At 67.4% G+C, this 13,112-nt stretch carries 10 protein-coding genes; 5 read left to right on the top strand and 5 right to left on the bottom strand.

Features of this window, described 5'->3' with window-relative positions:
• Nucleotides 1-91: 91 nt before the first annotated feature.
• The gene (locus AU072_RS19775) at nt 92-1,588 is read right to left on the bottom strand and encodes an acyl-CoA carboxylase subunit beta (RefSeq protein ID WP_064415371.1); all 1,497 of its coding nucleotides are present in this window, start codon (nt 1,586-1,588) and stop codon (nt 92-94) included.
• Nucleotides 1,589-1,674: 86 nt separating this feature from the next.
• Between AU072_RS19775 and AU072_RS19770 the strand changes: the two genes are divergently transcribed.
• The 3 genes from AU072_RS19770 to AU072_RS19760 all read left to right on the top strand — a co-directional run bounded on the left by AU072_RS19770 (nt 1,675) and on the right by AU072_RS19760 (nt 4,657).
• Nucleotides 1,675-2,727, top strand: coding sequence for an LLM class F420-dependent oxidoreductase (locus AU072_RS19770; protein ID WP_064415370.1), 1,053 nt, complete (start codon nt 1,675-1,677; stop codon nt 2,725-2,727).
• 11 nt (nt 2,728-2,738) lie between these two features.
• A complete protein-coding gene (locus AU072_RS19765) occupies nt 2,739-3,962 on the top strand; it encodes a cytochrome P450 (protein ID WP_064415377.1) in 1,224 nt (407 codons plus the stop codon).
• A gap of 113 nt (nt 3,963-4,075) precedes the next feature.
• Nucleotides 4,076-4,657: a carboxymuconolactone decarboxylase family protein gene (locus AU072_RS19760; RefSeq protein WP_064415369.1), complete on the top strand. Its 582-nt coding sequence runs from the start codon at nt 4,076-4,078 to the stop codon at nt 4,655-4,657.
• 21 nt (nt 4,658-4,678) lie between these two features.
• On the opposite strand, the gene AU072_RS27705 is transcribed toward AU072_RS19760, so the two are convergent.
• The 4 genes from AU072_RS27705 to AU072_RS19745 all read right to left on the bottom strand — a co-directional run bounded on the left by AU072_RS27705 (nt 4,679) and on the right by AU072_RS19745 (nt 10,401).
• A complete protein-coding gene (locus AU072_RS27705) occupies nt 4,679-4,882 on the bottom strand; it encodes a YbdD/YjiX family protein (RefSeq protein WP_082681052.1) in 204 nt (67 codons plus the stop codon).
• Complete coding sequence (locus AU072_RS19755) at nt 4,825-7,119, bottom strand: carbon starvation CstA family protein (protein ID WP_064415368.1); 2,295 nt, start codon at nt 7,117-7,119, stop codon at nt 4,825-4,827. Before AU072_RS19755 ends, AU072_RS27705 begins: the two co-directional genes overlap by 58 nt.
• A 50-nt stretch (nt 7,120-7,169) precedes the next feature.
• Nucleotides 7,170-8,717: an ATP-dependent DNA ligase gene (locus AU072_RS19750; protein WP_064415367.1), complete on the bottom strand. Its 1,548-nt coding sequence runs from the start codon at nt 8,715-8,717 to the stop codon at nt 7,170-7,172.
• A 142-nt stretch (nt 8,718-8,859) separates the two neighbouring features.
• Nucleotides 8,860-10,401 carry a molybdopterin-dependent oxidoreductase gene (locus AU072_RS19745; RefSeq protein WP_064415366.1) on the bottom strand — a complete coding sequence of 514 codons (1,542 nt, stop codon included), beginning with the start codon at nt 10,399-10,401 and terminating at the stop codon, nt 8,860-8,862.
• Nucleotides 10,402-10,504: 103 nt separating this feature from the next.
• Here AU072_RS19745 and AU072_RS19740 point away from each other — a divergent pair, with 103 nt between their 5' ends.
• Both AU072_RS19740 and poxB read left to right on the top strand, forming a co-directional pair.
• Entirely contained in the window at nt 10,505-11,272 is a 768-nt protein-coding gene (locus tag AU072_RS19740) for an SDR family NAD(P)-dependent oxidoreductase (protein WP_064415365.1), read from the top strand.
• Between the two features lie 71 nt (nt 11,273-11,343).
• Entirely contained in the window at nt 11,344-13,080 is a 1,737-nt protein-coding gene (poxB, locus tag AU072_RS19735) for a ubiquinone-dependent pyruvate dehydrogenase (protein WP_064415364.1), read from the top strand.
• Nucleotides 13,081-13,112 lie beyond the last annotated feature (32 nt).

The raw sequence follows: 13,112 nt of genomic DNA, 5'->3' as shown, positions 1-13,112 counted from the left end.
ACGCACTTTCGGGCGCGACGACCGTGCGCGTACTGCGCACTTTCCGCGGCGCGTCGTGTGCAAACACGCACGCTCGCGCAAACCCCCGAGGTTAGGGCGTGATGACCGTGCGGGCCACCGGTTCGGCTGCGGCCTGGCGGCTGTAGACCGCCCGCTGCAGCCCCCACAGCAGCGCGTTGCGGGTCTCCTCGGGATGGATCAGGTCGTCGAAGCCGAGGTGGCCGGCCGACCGGAACGACGCTTCGACTTCCATCTGCCGAAGCCGCGCCTCGACATCCTCGGCGGCGTGTGAGGCCTTGCTGAGGGCGGCCGCGCTCATCGCGCCCATCGTCGCGCCCGGGTATGCGAACGTCGCGCTCTGGTTGTCAAATCCCAACAGCGACATCACCATCGAGCCGAAACCGTACGCCTTGCGCAGCGTGACGTGCAGCTTGATCGTCGTCGCGGCGGTCTGCGCGGCGAACATCCGCGCACCGCTGCGCAGCACGCCCGACTTCTCCGACCGGCTGCCCGGCAGCATGCCCGGATTGTCGGCGAGGAACACGATCGGCAGGTGAAACGAGTCGGCGACCGTGATGAAGTGCGCCGCCTTGTCCGCGGCGTCTGCGTCGATGGAACCGGCGATCACCTGCGGTTGGTTGGCAACCACCGCGACCGGGTGGCCGCCGAGATGGGCCAGCGCGCAGATGACCGCGGGCCCGAACTTCGGCTGGACCTCGAACCAGTCGGGGCGGTCGAAGACGACGTCCAGGACGCGCCGCATGTCGTAGACGCGCCGGTTGCCGCGGGGGACCAGTTCGAGCAACTCCGGGGTGGTCCGCGGGGCGGTCGCTTCGTCGGCGGGAAGCGACTCCGGGTAGGACCACGCGCTGGCCGGGAAGTACGACAGGTAGCGGCGGATGTGGTCGAGCACCGCTTCGTCGTCCTCGGCCAGGTTGTGGATCACACCGCTGGCGAGGGCCACCGTGGGACCGCCGAGATCCTCTTTCGAGATGTCCTCGCCCGTCGACTCTTTCACCACGGGCGGGCCCGCGGTGAAGATGGCGCCCTGGCGGCTCATGATCGTCCAGTCGCAGACCGGAGCGACCAGCGCGCCATGTCCGGCGGACGGCCCGAGCAGGCCGGCGACCATCGGCACCTTGCCCGAACACTGAGCCTGGGCGAGAAGATCGGTCGGGGTGCGACCGTAGTGTTCGCCGCTGGGACGGAATCCCGCACCCTCCAGCAGCATCACCAGCGGCACCTTGTCGCGCACGGCCAACTCCGCCAATCGGTACCGTTTGGCGTTCCCGCCCGGGCCGATGCTGCCCGCCAGCGTCGTGAAGTCCTCGGCGCCGATCATCACCGGCCTGCCGTCGAGATAGCCGGAGCCGGCGACGATGCCGTCGGCGGCGATGTCACCGCCGACCAGCATGCCGAACTCGCGGAACGTGCCCTTGTCGAGCAGATACTCGATGCGCGCGCGGGCGTCGAGCTTGCCCTTGTCGCGGTGCTTGGCGACCCGCTCGGCGCCCCCCATGTCGTACGCGGTCTGGCGCCGCCGCGACAGCTCGTCGAGCGTGGCATGCCAATCCTCGGCCTTGGTCATCACAACTCCTGTCCATGGATAGGCGATCGTCGCACCGGCATGACCTCGTTGACCATACTGAATTGCTTACTGTAGCGTCTACGACCATGCTTAGCGGCGCCGGCCTGAAGGTCGACGGGGCGATTTCCAGCCAGCTCGCCAACGTGGCCGAAACGGCGGGCACGCTGCAGCGGCGCGGTTACGACGGGTGCTGGACCGCCGAGGTTGCCCACGACCCGTTCCTCCCGTTGACGCTGGCCGCCGAGCACACCGAAACCCTCGATCTCGGAACCAGCATCGCAGTGGCGTTTGCCCGAAACCCTATGACCGTGGCCAACATCGGCTGGGACCTGCAGGACTACTCGCGGGGCCGGCTCATCGTTGGGCTGGGGTCGCAGATCCGTCCGCACATCGAGAAGCGGTTCAGCATGCCGTGGAGCCAACCAGTGCGTCGCATGGGCGAATTCGTCCACGCGATGCGCGAGATCTGGACCTGTTGGCACGACGGTACGCGGCTGCAGTTCGAAGGCGACTTCTACACGCACAAGCTGATGACGCCGATGTTCACTCCCGAACCGCACGACTACGGGTTCCCGAAGGTCTTCATCGCTGCGGTGGGCGAGGCGATGACCGAGATGGCCGGTGAGGTTGCCGACGGCGTTCTCGCCCACGCCTTCACGACCAAACGCTACTTCGAAGAGGTCACCATCCCGGCGCTCGAGCGCGGCATGGCCCGATCGGGCAGAGCGCGCAGCGACTTTCAGGTGTCGTGTCCCATCTTCGTGGTGACCGGTGCCGACGAGCGCGAGGTCACTGGCGCCGCCGTCGCCACCCGCAAGCAGATCGCCTTCTACGGGTCCACCCCGGCCTACCGCAAAGTGCTGGCGCTGCACGGTTGGGGCGATCTGCACGACGAGCTTCACCGGCTCAGCCTCGCAGGCGAGTGGGACGCGATGGGCACGCTGATCGACGACGAGATTCTCGAGACGTTCGCCGTCGTCGCCCCGATCGACAAGCTGGGGGCCAAGATCAGAGACCGGTGCGACGGCGTGATCGACCGGGTGATGATCGGATTCCCGCGCTCGATAGACGAAGCGACGATAGTTGCCGTGCTGGAGGAAGTACGCGCACATGACGGTTCGGCAGAGGAGTTCTTGTGAGCACACGGATCATGGACGAGGCGGCCAAGGTCTTTGCCACCCCGCAGGCCTACACCGATGAAGCCAAACTGCATGCGTCGTTGACGCATCTGCGTGCCAACGCACCCGTCTCGTGGGTAGAGGTGCCCAATTACCAACCGTTCTGGGCGATCACCAAGCACGCCGACATCATGGACATCGAGCGGGCCAACAACCTGTTCACCAATCATCCGCGGCCGGTGCTGGTCACCGAGGAGGGCGACGAGCAGCAGGCGGCCATCGGGGTGCGCACCCTCATCCACATGGACGATCCGCAGCATCGTGTGGTGCGCGCCATCGGAGCCGACTGGTTTCGGCCGAAGGCGATGCGCGCGTTGAAGATCCGCGTCGACGAACTCGCGAAGGTGTACGTCGACAAGATGATGGACATCGGCAACGAGTGCGACTTCGTCCAGCAGGTCGCGGTCAACTTCCCGCTCTACGTCATCATGTCGCTGCTGGGCATCCCGGAGTCGGACTTCCCGCTGATGCTCAAGCTCACCCAGGAGTTGTTCGGCAGTGACGACGACGAGTTCAAGCGTGGCACGGATCAGGCCGACCAGATGTCGGCGCTGGTCGAGATGTTCCAGTACTTCACGGCATTGACGGCTTCGCGCCGCGAGAATCCGACGGACGACCTGGCCTCGGCGATCGCCAACGCGACCATCGACGGCGAACCGCTGTCGGACATCGACACGATCTCCTACTACGCGATCATCGCCGCGGCGGGGCACGACACCACCAGCGCGACCATCTCCGGCGGGATGCTGGCCCTGATCGAGAACCCCGACCAACGCCACAAGCTGTGTAGCGATCTGGGCCTGATGCCGCTGGCGGTCGAGGAGATGATCCGCTGGGTCACACCGGTGAAGGCCTTCATGCGTACGGCCGCCGAGGACACCACGGTGCGGGATGTTCCGATCGCTGCGGGCGAATCGGTTCTGCTGTCCTATGTCTCGGGCAATCGTGACGAGGACGTGTTCGACGATCCCTTCCGCTTCGACATCGCCCGTGACCCCAACAAGCACATCGCGTTCGGGTACGGCGTGCACTTCTGCCTGGGGGCGGCGTTGGCCCGCATGGAGGTCAACAGCTTCTTCAGCGAGCTGCTGCCCCGCCTGGAGGGTGTGGAGCCCGCGGGCCGTCCCGAGTATGTGGCGACGACATTCGTCGGCGGGCTCAAACACCTGCCGATCCGCTACTCACTGACGGTCTAGCCGGGCTCGGCTTGGCCTCACCGTCCGGTTGCCGCCCGAGCTTTTCGCCCAACGGTTCCGACCGCGCGAGTTATCGTGAACCCACGCCAGAACCGCTGCGATGTGAGGTGGCCATGTCCCGAGTTGCGCCGTCGTCGGCCTTTGCTTCGATCCCGACCGACGATCTGGGCCAAGGCGATCGGATCAACCTGGGCGTGGCCTCGATACTCGGCCATCGTCCCGACGTCGCGGGAGCGCTCGGCTCACTTCGGGCGGCACTGCAATCCAGCGGCACCCTGTCGCCGAGGCTCGTGGAGCTCGTGCGGCTGCGCATCGCGTTCCACAACCAGTGCCGCAGTTGCATGTCGGTGCGCTACCAGAGCGCGTTCGATGCAGGGCTCACCGAGGACGCGGTCTGCTCCCTGGAACGCCCGGAGGAAGCCGACGACCTGTCGGACGCCGAGCGAAGCGCGCTGCGATTCGCTGATCTGTTCGCCACCGATCACCTCGCGATCGACGACGCCGTCTACGACGACCTTCGGCGCCATTTCGCCGAGGATGAACTCGTCGAGCTCGGCGTGCATTGTGCGTACGCGGTAGGTATGGGCCGGCTGGCCGCGACATGGGCCGTCACCGACGATGTCCCCGGCGCCTTCCGTAGCGCCGAAACGACTGCGGCACCCTGGATTTCCGAAGGGGTCATCGCGTCGGGCTAGCGTGTGCAGCCGAATCCCGACCTAGCAGCAGCGCGCACCCGGATTGGCCTCCGCCGCGGCGTGCCGCATCCGCCAGTAGTCCCGTTCGGAGAGCACCGGCTCACCCGGATGGGTCCGCAACCGGTGCTCGACGTAGCGCCGGTAGTGGGTGTCGCCCATCAGGTCACCTACGAATGTGCGCCAGTACGAACCGATTTGGCGTGCGCTTTCGGTAATGCGTCCCACTGTTTCTGCACCTCCTTCTCCGGTTTGGTCATCAACAGGCCTGACGGCGCGAAGATCCGCGAGGGGACCGGCTCGTCCTCGGTCGTCGGCGGGGCGCCGCCGCGGAGCGTCCGGATCACCATGATCACGCCGGTGGTGAACACGATCAGCACCAGCAGTGCGAACACGATCGACAGTGTGCCCTGGATGAACGTGTTGCGGATGACCGCGTCGAGTTCGCCGGCGTTTTTGGCCGCGCCGAACGCCGTCTCACCGGCGTCCTTGGCGTTGCGGTACTGGAAGTGTTGAGTCCAGTAGCCGACCTTCGGGTCGCCGGAGAAGATCTTCTGCCACGACGCCGTCATCGTCACAGTCAGGTCCCACAGCAACGGAATCGCCGGTATCCAGGCCCATTTCAGTAGGCCCTTCTTGACCACCACCACGGTCACGACCGTCAACGCGATCGCGGCCAGCAACTGGTTGGCGATGCCGAACAACGGGAAGAGCGTGTTGATGCCGCCGAGCGGGTCGGTGACGCCCATCAGCAGGATGCTGCCCCACCCCGCTACCACGACCAGGCTGCAGATCCACGCTCCCACACGCCAACTCGGGTCCCTCAGCTTGCGCAGCGGACCGCCGAGGTTGCTCAGGCCATCAGAGAGCATGAAACGTGCGACCCGGGTGCCCGCGTCCACGGTGGTGAGGATGAACAGCGCCTCGAACATGATCGCGAAGTGGTACCAGAACGCCTTGAGCGCGTCACCGCCGAACACCTTGCTCAGCACCTCGGACATACCGAACGCCAGCGTGGGCGCACCGCCGGTCCTGGACACGATCGACTCTTCGCCGACGCTCTCGGCGGCCGCAGTGATCTGTTCGGCGGTGACCGGCGGACCGTCGATCGGCAGACTGTTGACGTAGGCCGCTGCGGTCTCCGCGGTGGCACCCGTGGCGGCCGCTGGCGCGTTGATCGCGAAGTACAGATGCTGATTGAGGATGGCCGCGGTGATCAGCGCCATGATCGCGACGAACGACTCGGTGATCATGCCGCCGTAGCCGATCAGGCGCATCTGGCCCTCCTTCTCCAGCAGCTTGGGCGTGGTACCCGACGAGATCAGCGCATGAAAACCCGACAGCGCACCGCACGCGATCGTGATGAACAGGAAGGGGAACAGCGATCCCGCGAACACCGGACCGGTGCCCTCGGTGGCGAACGCCGAGATCGCCGGTGCCTCCATGATCGGGCGGGCGAGCACGATGCCGACCGCCAGCAGCGCGATGGTGCCGACCTTCATGAACGTCGACAGATAGTCGCGCGGCGCGAGCAGGAACCACACCGGCAGTACCGACGCGGCGAATCCGTAGATGATGATGGCCCACGACAGGCTCACCTTCGACAGCGTGAACCATTCCGTGCCCCAGTCGGTTTCGGCGACCCATCCGCCGGCGACGACGGCGAGCAGCAGGAGCGCGACGCCGATCAGCGACACCTCCGACACCCGGCCCGGCCGCAGGAACCTCAGGTACAGGCCCATGAAGATCGCGATCGGGATGGTCATCGCGATCGAGAAGACGCCCCACGGGCTCTCGGCGAGCGCACCGACGACCACCAGGGCCAGCACCGCCAGCAGGATCACCATGATGACGAGCACGCCGAGGATGGCCGCGGCACCGCCGATCGTCCCGAGTTCGTCACGGGCCATCTGTCCAAGCGAGCGGCCCCGCCGACGCGTCGAGATCGCCAACACGAGATAGTCCTGCACGCAGCCCGCGACGACCGCGCCGATGATGATCCAGATGGTTCCCGGCAGGTAGCCCATCTGCATGGCGAGAACGGGTCCGACGAGCGGGCCGGCGCCGGCGATCGCGGCGAAGTGATGCCCGAACAACACCCGCCGGTCGGTCGGCATGTAGTCCGTGCCGTTCTCGAATAGTTCGGCGGGAGTGGCGTTGTCGTCGCGCGGGCGCACGATCTTCATCTCGATCAGCCGGGCGTAGAACCGGAAGCCGATCACGTAGGTGCAGATCGCGGCGATGACGAACCATACGGCGTTGACGGTCTCTCCGCGGAAGAACGCGATCACCGCCCAGGCGACCGCACCGAGCACCGCGATGACGCCGAAGATGATCCGGTGCCGCAGGGTGATCGGCGACCGGTCGATGATCGCGACCGGGGGCAGATCCTTGTCGGTGCGGATATAGGTGATGTCGCCTTCGGTTTCCTCTGTGCGCTCTGCGGGAGCGGTTGGAGATGCCATGTGGCGATCCTTTCATCGGCGGCGCCGGCGCTGTGTGAAAACCGCGGGCTTCAGCTTCCGCGCTGGTAGAACGCCCGCACTGTGTCGATGGTGTCGGCTTCTGCGGGGCCCTTGTCGTCGCGGTACCGCAACACCCTGGCGAACCGCAGGGCCATCCCCCCGGGGTAGCGCGACGACGTCTGCACGCCGTCGAACGCGATCTCGACGACCTGCTCGGGCCGCAGCCGGACCACATAACCGTCGGTCGGCCCGTCGGCCAACTCGAGGAACCGGGTGGTCTGCCATTCGAGCATGGCGTCGGTCATACCCTTGAAAGTCTTTCCGAGCATGATGAATTCACCCGTCTGCGGATCCCTTGCGCCGAGGTGGATGTTGGACAATTTGCCGGTGCGACGGCCCGAACCCCACTCGACCGCTAGCACTACCAGGTCGAGGGTGTGCACGGGTTTGACCTTGAGCCAGCCCACCCCGCGCCGCCCCGCCTCGTACGGCGCGGTCAACGACTTGGCCATCACGCCCTCGTGGCCCGCGGCCAGTGTCACCTCCAGGAACTCGCGCGCCTGCTCGATGTCGCCGGTGACGAGGCGGTCGACGCGGTGCAGCTTCGGAACGAGCGCGTCGAGCACCTCGATGCGCTCGTTCGCCGGTTTGTCGAGTAGGTCGACGCCGTCGACGTGCAGCAGATCGAACACGAAGACCGACAGCGGTTGGGCCGCCGCGGCGGTGGCGATGTCGACGGAGCGACCGAATCGCGACGCCGTGACCTGGAAGCGGTGCGGCCGGCCGTCGGGTCTGAGAGCGATCGCCTCGGCGTCGGCGATCAGGGTCGTGACCGGCAGCGTCAGTGCGGCGTCCACGACCTCCGGCAGGCGTGCGGTGACGTCGTCGAGGCTTCGGGTGTAGATCGACACCTCATCGTCTCGCCGGTGCACCTGCACGCGGGCGCCGTCCAGCTTCGCCTCGAAAACGGCTGTGCCACCGAGACGTTCAAGCGCCTCGGCCACGCCGGCGGCGGTCTGCGCCAGCATCGGGCCGACGGGACGGCCCACCGTCAGCGTGAACCGCTCCAGCGCGGCCTCGCCGATGGTCAGGGCGGCGGCCGCGACCGCGGGCAGGTCGCCGCCGAGCATCGCGGCGCGGCGCACCGCGGCGGCCGGAAGGTCGGCGGCCTTGGCCACCGCGTCGGCCATCACGCCGACCAGTGCGCCCTGGCGCAGCTCGCCGCCGAGCAGCCGGCGCAGGAATGTCTGCTCGTCGGCGGTGGCGGCGCCGAACAGCCCGGCGAGCAGTTCGGCGCGCCGCGCCTGCGAACCCTTGCCCGCGATCTGCCCGATCTCGGTGAACCGCGCGTGGACGTCGGGCACCGTCAGCGACGCGAACTGCGCCGGGGGCGGCAGCGAGCGCAGAGCGGCCCACCCGACACCGATCTGCCGTTGCGGCAGCTCACCGGACAGCCATGACACCACGACGGCGACCTGGTCGGCGTCGCCGTCGGCGCCGGCGCGGGTCAGCAGGTCGGCGATTCGGGCCGTCTTGGCCAGCCGTGACGAGGACGCGCCGACCTCGGCCGACGCCGTGGCCACGTCGAGTAACTGCACGGGTTCAGCGTGTCACGGCGGTCGGACATCTCGGGTCAGGTGATTGGCGCGTGGGCCCACACGCCAGTAGGGACGACCGCGTTTACACACATTTCGGCGGCGTGTCAGGGCGCAAACACGGTCGCTCGCGGCGGGGGAAGGGTTACGTGACCGCGAAGTCGACGCTGTGCCAGCCGGTGGCCCCGTCGGGGATCGGTTGGGCGATATCGGCGGTCTGCGTCGCACCGGTGTTGTCGGTGGCCCGCACCGTGATGGTGTGCGGACCCGGCCGGGCGGCCTGCCACGGGAAACTCCACAGCCGCCAGGTCTCGTTCGAGTAGGCGGCGCCGAGATCGGCCTGTTGCCAGTCGCCCTGGCCGTCGGGCCCGTCGATGCGCACCTCGACGTTGCGCACCCCGCGGTTCTGCGCCCACGCCACCCCACCGAATGTCACCGCCTCGCGGGGCACGTCTTGACCGCTGCGCGGCACATCGATCCGCGACTCGGTCTTGATCGGCCCGCGCGGCGACCACCCCAGCCGCGTCCAGTAGGCCTGGGCGCGGTCGAATCGTGTCACCTCGAGGTCGACCACCCACTTCGTCGCCGAGACATACCCGTACAACCCGGGAACGACAAGGCGGGCGGGATAACCGTGATCGGTCGGCAGCGGTTCACCGTTCATGCCGACCGCCAGCAGCGAGCCGCGGTCGTCGGTGAGCGCCTCGACCGGAGTGCCCGCGGTGAACCCGTCGATCGACATCGACAGCACCATGTCCGCGTCACGGTCAACCCCGGCTTCGGCCAACAGGTCTGACACTCGATATCCCGTCCACGTGGCGTTGCCGATCAGATCACCGCCGACGGGATTGGACACACATGTGAGCGTCACCAGCTTCTCGATCACGTCGAATCGGTCGAGATCATCGAAGCGCAAGGTGATTTCGCGATCCACCATGCCGTGGATCCGCAGCTGCCAGCTCTCGCGACTCAACTGCGGCACGCTCAACGCGGTGTCGATCCGGTAGAAATCTGCGTTGCTGGTGACGAACGACGGCAGGCCAACACCATTGGGCTGCACCGTCGCTGGGACCGGGGGAGCGGCGACGTCGACCGGCGGCAGTGCGAAAGCCGTGCGCTCACCGGAGACCGAGGTCGTCAGGCGGGACAGCACTACGCCGGCCACTCCGGTCAGCGCGCCTGCCCCCAGGAACCCCAGCGTGATCAACGACAGCCGTCGGCCCGGATCGGGTCCGTCGTCGGTGACGACCTGCCCGGCGTCGGTGAACCGCCCCGATGTCAGCAGTCGCAGCACGGCGACGCCGCACGCGGCGCCGACCACCGTCGGCAGGGTGTCCAACAGGGTCGCCCCCGCGCGCGAGAGCACCGCTGCGCACCCGACGACGCCGGCCGCGACGATCGCGACACTGCCGATCGGGAAGCGCCGCGTCTCCAGCGCCGCGGTGGCGGCGGCCACGACGGCGATCACCGCGAGCACGAGCATCGACAGGACGAGTTTGTCGGCCATGCCGAAGGTCTGGATCGCCCACTCCTTGACCGGCCCGGGCGTCAGGTCGATGACCGCCGACCCGACCGCGGTGCGAGAGTCGGCCCGCGGCCCCACGAAGACAGCGAGCAGTTGGGTCACGCCCAGCGCGACGGCGGCCGCCGCGATGCCGCCCATCGCCTTGGTGCTGCGCGACGTCATGCCGCTCAAAGTACTCACGTTGGCAACCCGACGGGCTTACCGAACGATGACGTCAGCTAGGTTGCTTTACGAATCGAGCTCTTTTTGGAAAGGGGAGACCCAGGTGGAGATTTCTGGCAAGAAGGCCATCGTCGTCGGCGGAGCGTCGGGCTTCGGCAAGGCGACGGCCGAGTTGCTGGCTCAGCGAGGCGCGGACGTGGCGGTTCTGGACCGTCCGCAGTCGAAGGGCAAGGAAGTGGCCGACGCGATCGGCGGCTCCTTCTTCGAGGTGGACGTCACCGACTTCGAGGGCACCGAGAAGGTGCTGCAGCAGGCGATCGACAAGCTCGGCGGGCTGCACATCATCGTGACGACGGCCGGCGGCGGCGCCGCCGAGCGCACGGTCAAGAAGGACGGACCGCACAGCCTCGACACCTTCCGCAAGTGCATCGACCTCAACCTCATCGGCACGTTCAACATCAGCAGGTTGGCCGGTTGGCAGATGAGCCAGCAGGACCTCGTCGACGACGAGCAGGAAGAGCGCGGCGTCATCATCAACACCGCCTCGATCGCGGCGTTCGAGGGCCAGATCGGTCAGGTCGCCTACACCGCGTCGAAGGCCGCGATCGCCGGGATGTGCCTGACGATGGCCCGCGACATGGGCAGCCTGGGCATCCGGGCGCTGGCGATCGCGCCGAGCCTGTTCGCCACGGGCCTGACCGAGGGCATCCCCGACGAGTTCGCCAAGGCGCTGACCAAGGACGCGGCGTTCCCGAAGCGGCTCGGCAAGCCCGAGGAGTACGCCAAGCTGGTGGCCGCGATCGTCGAGAACCCGATGCTCAACGGCCAGTGCCTGCGTCTGGACGCCGGCCAGCGCTTCGCCCCCAAGTAGTACGACGCGACTTGTGCACGTTTAGGAGCGCTCACCGCTCCTAGACGTGCACAAATCGCTAGCCTGTCGGGGTGGCGACCTTCGCCGATCACCTCATCGACACCTTGAGGCTCAGCGGTGTGCGCCGCGTCTACGGCCTGCCGGGCGACAGCCTCAACGGTTTCACCGATGCGATCCGCCGCTCGGGTGAGATCAGCTGGGAGCACGTCCGTCACGAGGAGACCGCCGCATTCGCCGCGGCCGCCGCCTCGGCGATCACCGGCACGCTCTCGGTCTGCGCGGGCAGCTGCGGGCCGGGCAATCTGCACCTGATCAACGGCCTGTTCGACGCCCACCGCAGCCGCGTGCCCGTCCTCGCGATCGCCGCGCACATCCCGCGTACCGAGATCGGATCGGACTACTTCCAGGAGACGCACCCGCAAGACCTGTTCCGCGAGTGCAGCGTCTACTGCGAGCTCGTCAGCACGCCTGAGATGGCGCCGCGCATCGTCGAGATGGCGATGCGCGCCGCGGTCGAGGAGAACGGCGTCGCGGTGGTCGTGATCCCCGGCGAGATCTTCGGCCACCGCGCCGACGCGTCGACCTGGAACACGCGTGCCGTGCGGCCGGCCCGGTACATCGTGCGTCCCGACGACGAGTCCCTGCGTCAGGCGGCGGCGATCCTCAACGACGGGCGCGCCGTGACCATCCTCGGCGGGGCTGGCGTCGCGGGGGCCCACGACGCGCTCATCCGCATCGCGGACACACTCAACGCGCCGGTGGTGCACGCGCTGCGCGGCAAGGAGTTCATCGAATACGACAACCCGTTCGACGTCGGCATGACGGGGCTGCTCGGTTTCGCGTCCGGCTACAAGGCCATCAAGGAGGCCGACGTCCTGCTGATGCTGGGCACCGACTTCCCCTATCAGCAGTTCTATCCCGATGACGCGAAGATCGTCCAGGTCGACGTCCGCGGCCGTCACCTCGGCCGACGCGTTCCGATTGATCTCGGGCTCGTGGGCACCGTCGCCGACACCCTCGACGCGCTGCAACCGCTGCTGCGGAAGAAGGTCGACCGCGAACATCTCGACCGTTCGCTGAAGCACTACCGAAAGACTCGTCAGAGGCTGGACGACCTGGCCGTCAACGACCGCGACCGCCAGCCCATCCGGCCCGAATACGTTGCGGGACTTGTCAATCGGCTGGCTGCCGACGATGCGGTGTTCACCGTCGACGTCGGCTCACCGGTGGTGTGGGCGGCGCGCTATCTGAGCATGAACGGCCGCCGCAGGCTGATCGGGTCGTTCAACCACGGCACAATGGCGTGCGCGTTGCCGCTGGGCATCGGGGCGCAGGCCGTCGACCGCGGCCGCCAGGTCGTGGCCCTGGCCGGCGACGGCGGGCTGACGATGCTGTTCGGTGAACTCGTCACGCTGATCCAGAACCGGCTTCCCGTCAAGGTGGTTGTCTTCAACAATTCGTCGCTGAACTTCGTCGAGTTGGAGATGAAGGCGGCCGGCATCGTCAACTTCGACACCGATCTCGTCAATCCCGACTTCGCTGCTGTCGCAACGGCAATGGGCATCTTCGGCCGGCGTGTGGAACAGCCGTCGGATCTCGAATCGGCCTTGGCCGACGCGTTCGCCCACGACGGCCCGGCGGTCGTGGACGTCGTGACCGCGCGTCAGGAACTGTCGATCCCGCCGGCGATCACCGCCGAGCAGGCCAAAGGCTTCTCGCTGTACGCGATCAGGACGATCCTGGCGGGCCGGGCAGACGAGTTGTTGGATCTGGTGACGACGAACGTGGCCCGTCGGATCCTGGACTGAGCGCGCAAGCCTGCCTGGCCTACGAAGGCTGA

The sequence above is a fragment of the Mycolicibacterium novocastrense genome (assembly GCF_001499835.1).
In the GTDB taxonomy this organism is placed as follows: domain Bacteria; phylum Actinomycetota; class Actinomycetes; order Mycobacteriales; family Mycobacteriaceae; genus Mycobacterium; species Mycobacterium novocastrense.
The sequence above is the reverse complement of the archived record's forward strand: the minus strand, read 5'-3'. Positions and strand labels throughout refer to the sequence as shown.

What these genes read in the sequence shown, in the direction of transcription:
- AU072_RS19745 (WP_064415366.1), bottom strand. Translation starts at nt 10,401, where the DNA reads ATGACGTCGCGCAGCACCAAGGCGATGGGCGGCATCGCGGCGGCCGCC.
- AU072_RS19775 (WP_064415371.1), bottom strand. Translation starts at nt 1,588, where the DNA reads ATGACCAAGGCCGAGGATTGGCATGCCACGCTCGACGAGCTGTCGCGG.
- AU072_RS19755 (WP_064415368.1), bottom strand. Translation starts at nt 7,119, where the DNA reads ATGGCATCTCCAACCGCTCCCGCAGAGCGCACAGAGGAAACCGAAGGC.
- AU072_RS19765 (WP_064415377.1), top strand. Translation starts at nt 2,739, where the DNA reads ATGGACGAGGCGGCCAAGGTCTTTGCCACCCCGCAGGCCTACACCGAT.
- AU072_RS19760 (WP_064415369.1), top strand. Translation starts at nt 4,076, where the DNA reads ATGTCCCGAGTTGCGCCGTCGTCGGCCTTTGCTTCGATCCCGACCGAC.
- AU072_RS19770 (WP_064415370.1), top strand. Translation starts at nt 1,675, where the DNA reads ATGCTTAGCGGCGCCGGCCTGAAGGTCGACGGGGCGATTTCCAGCCAG.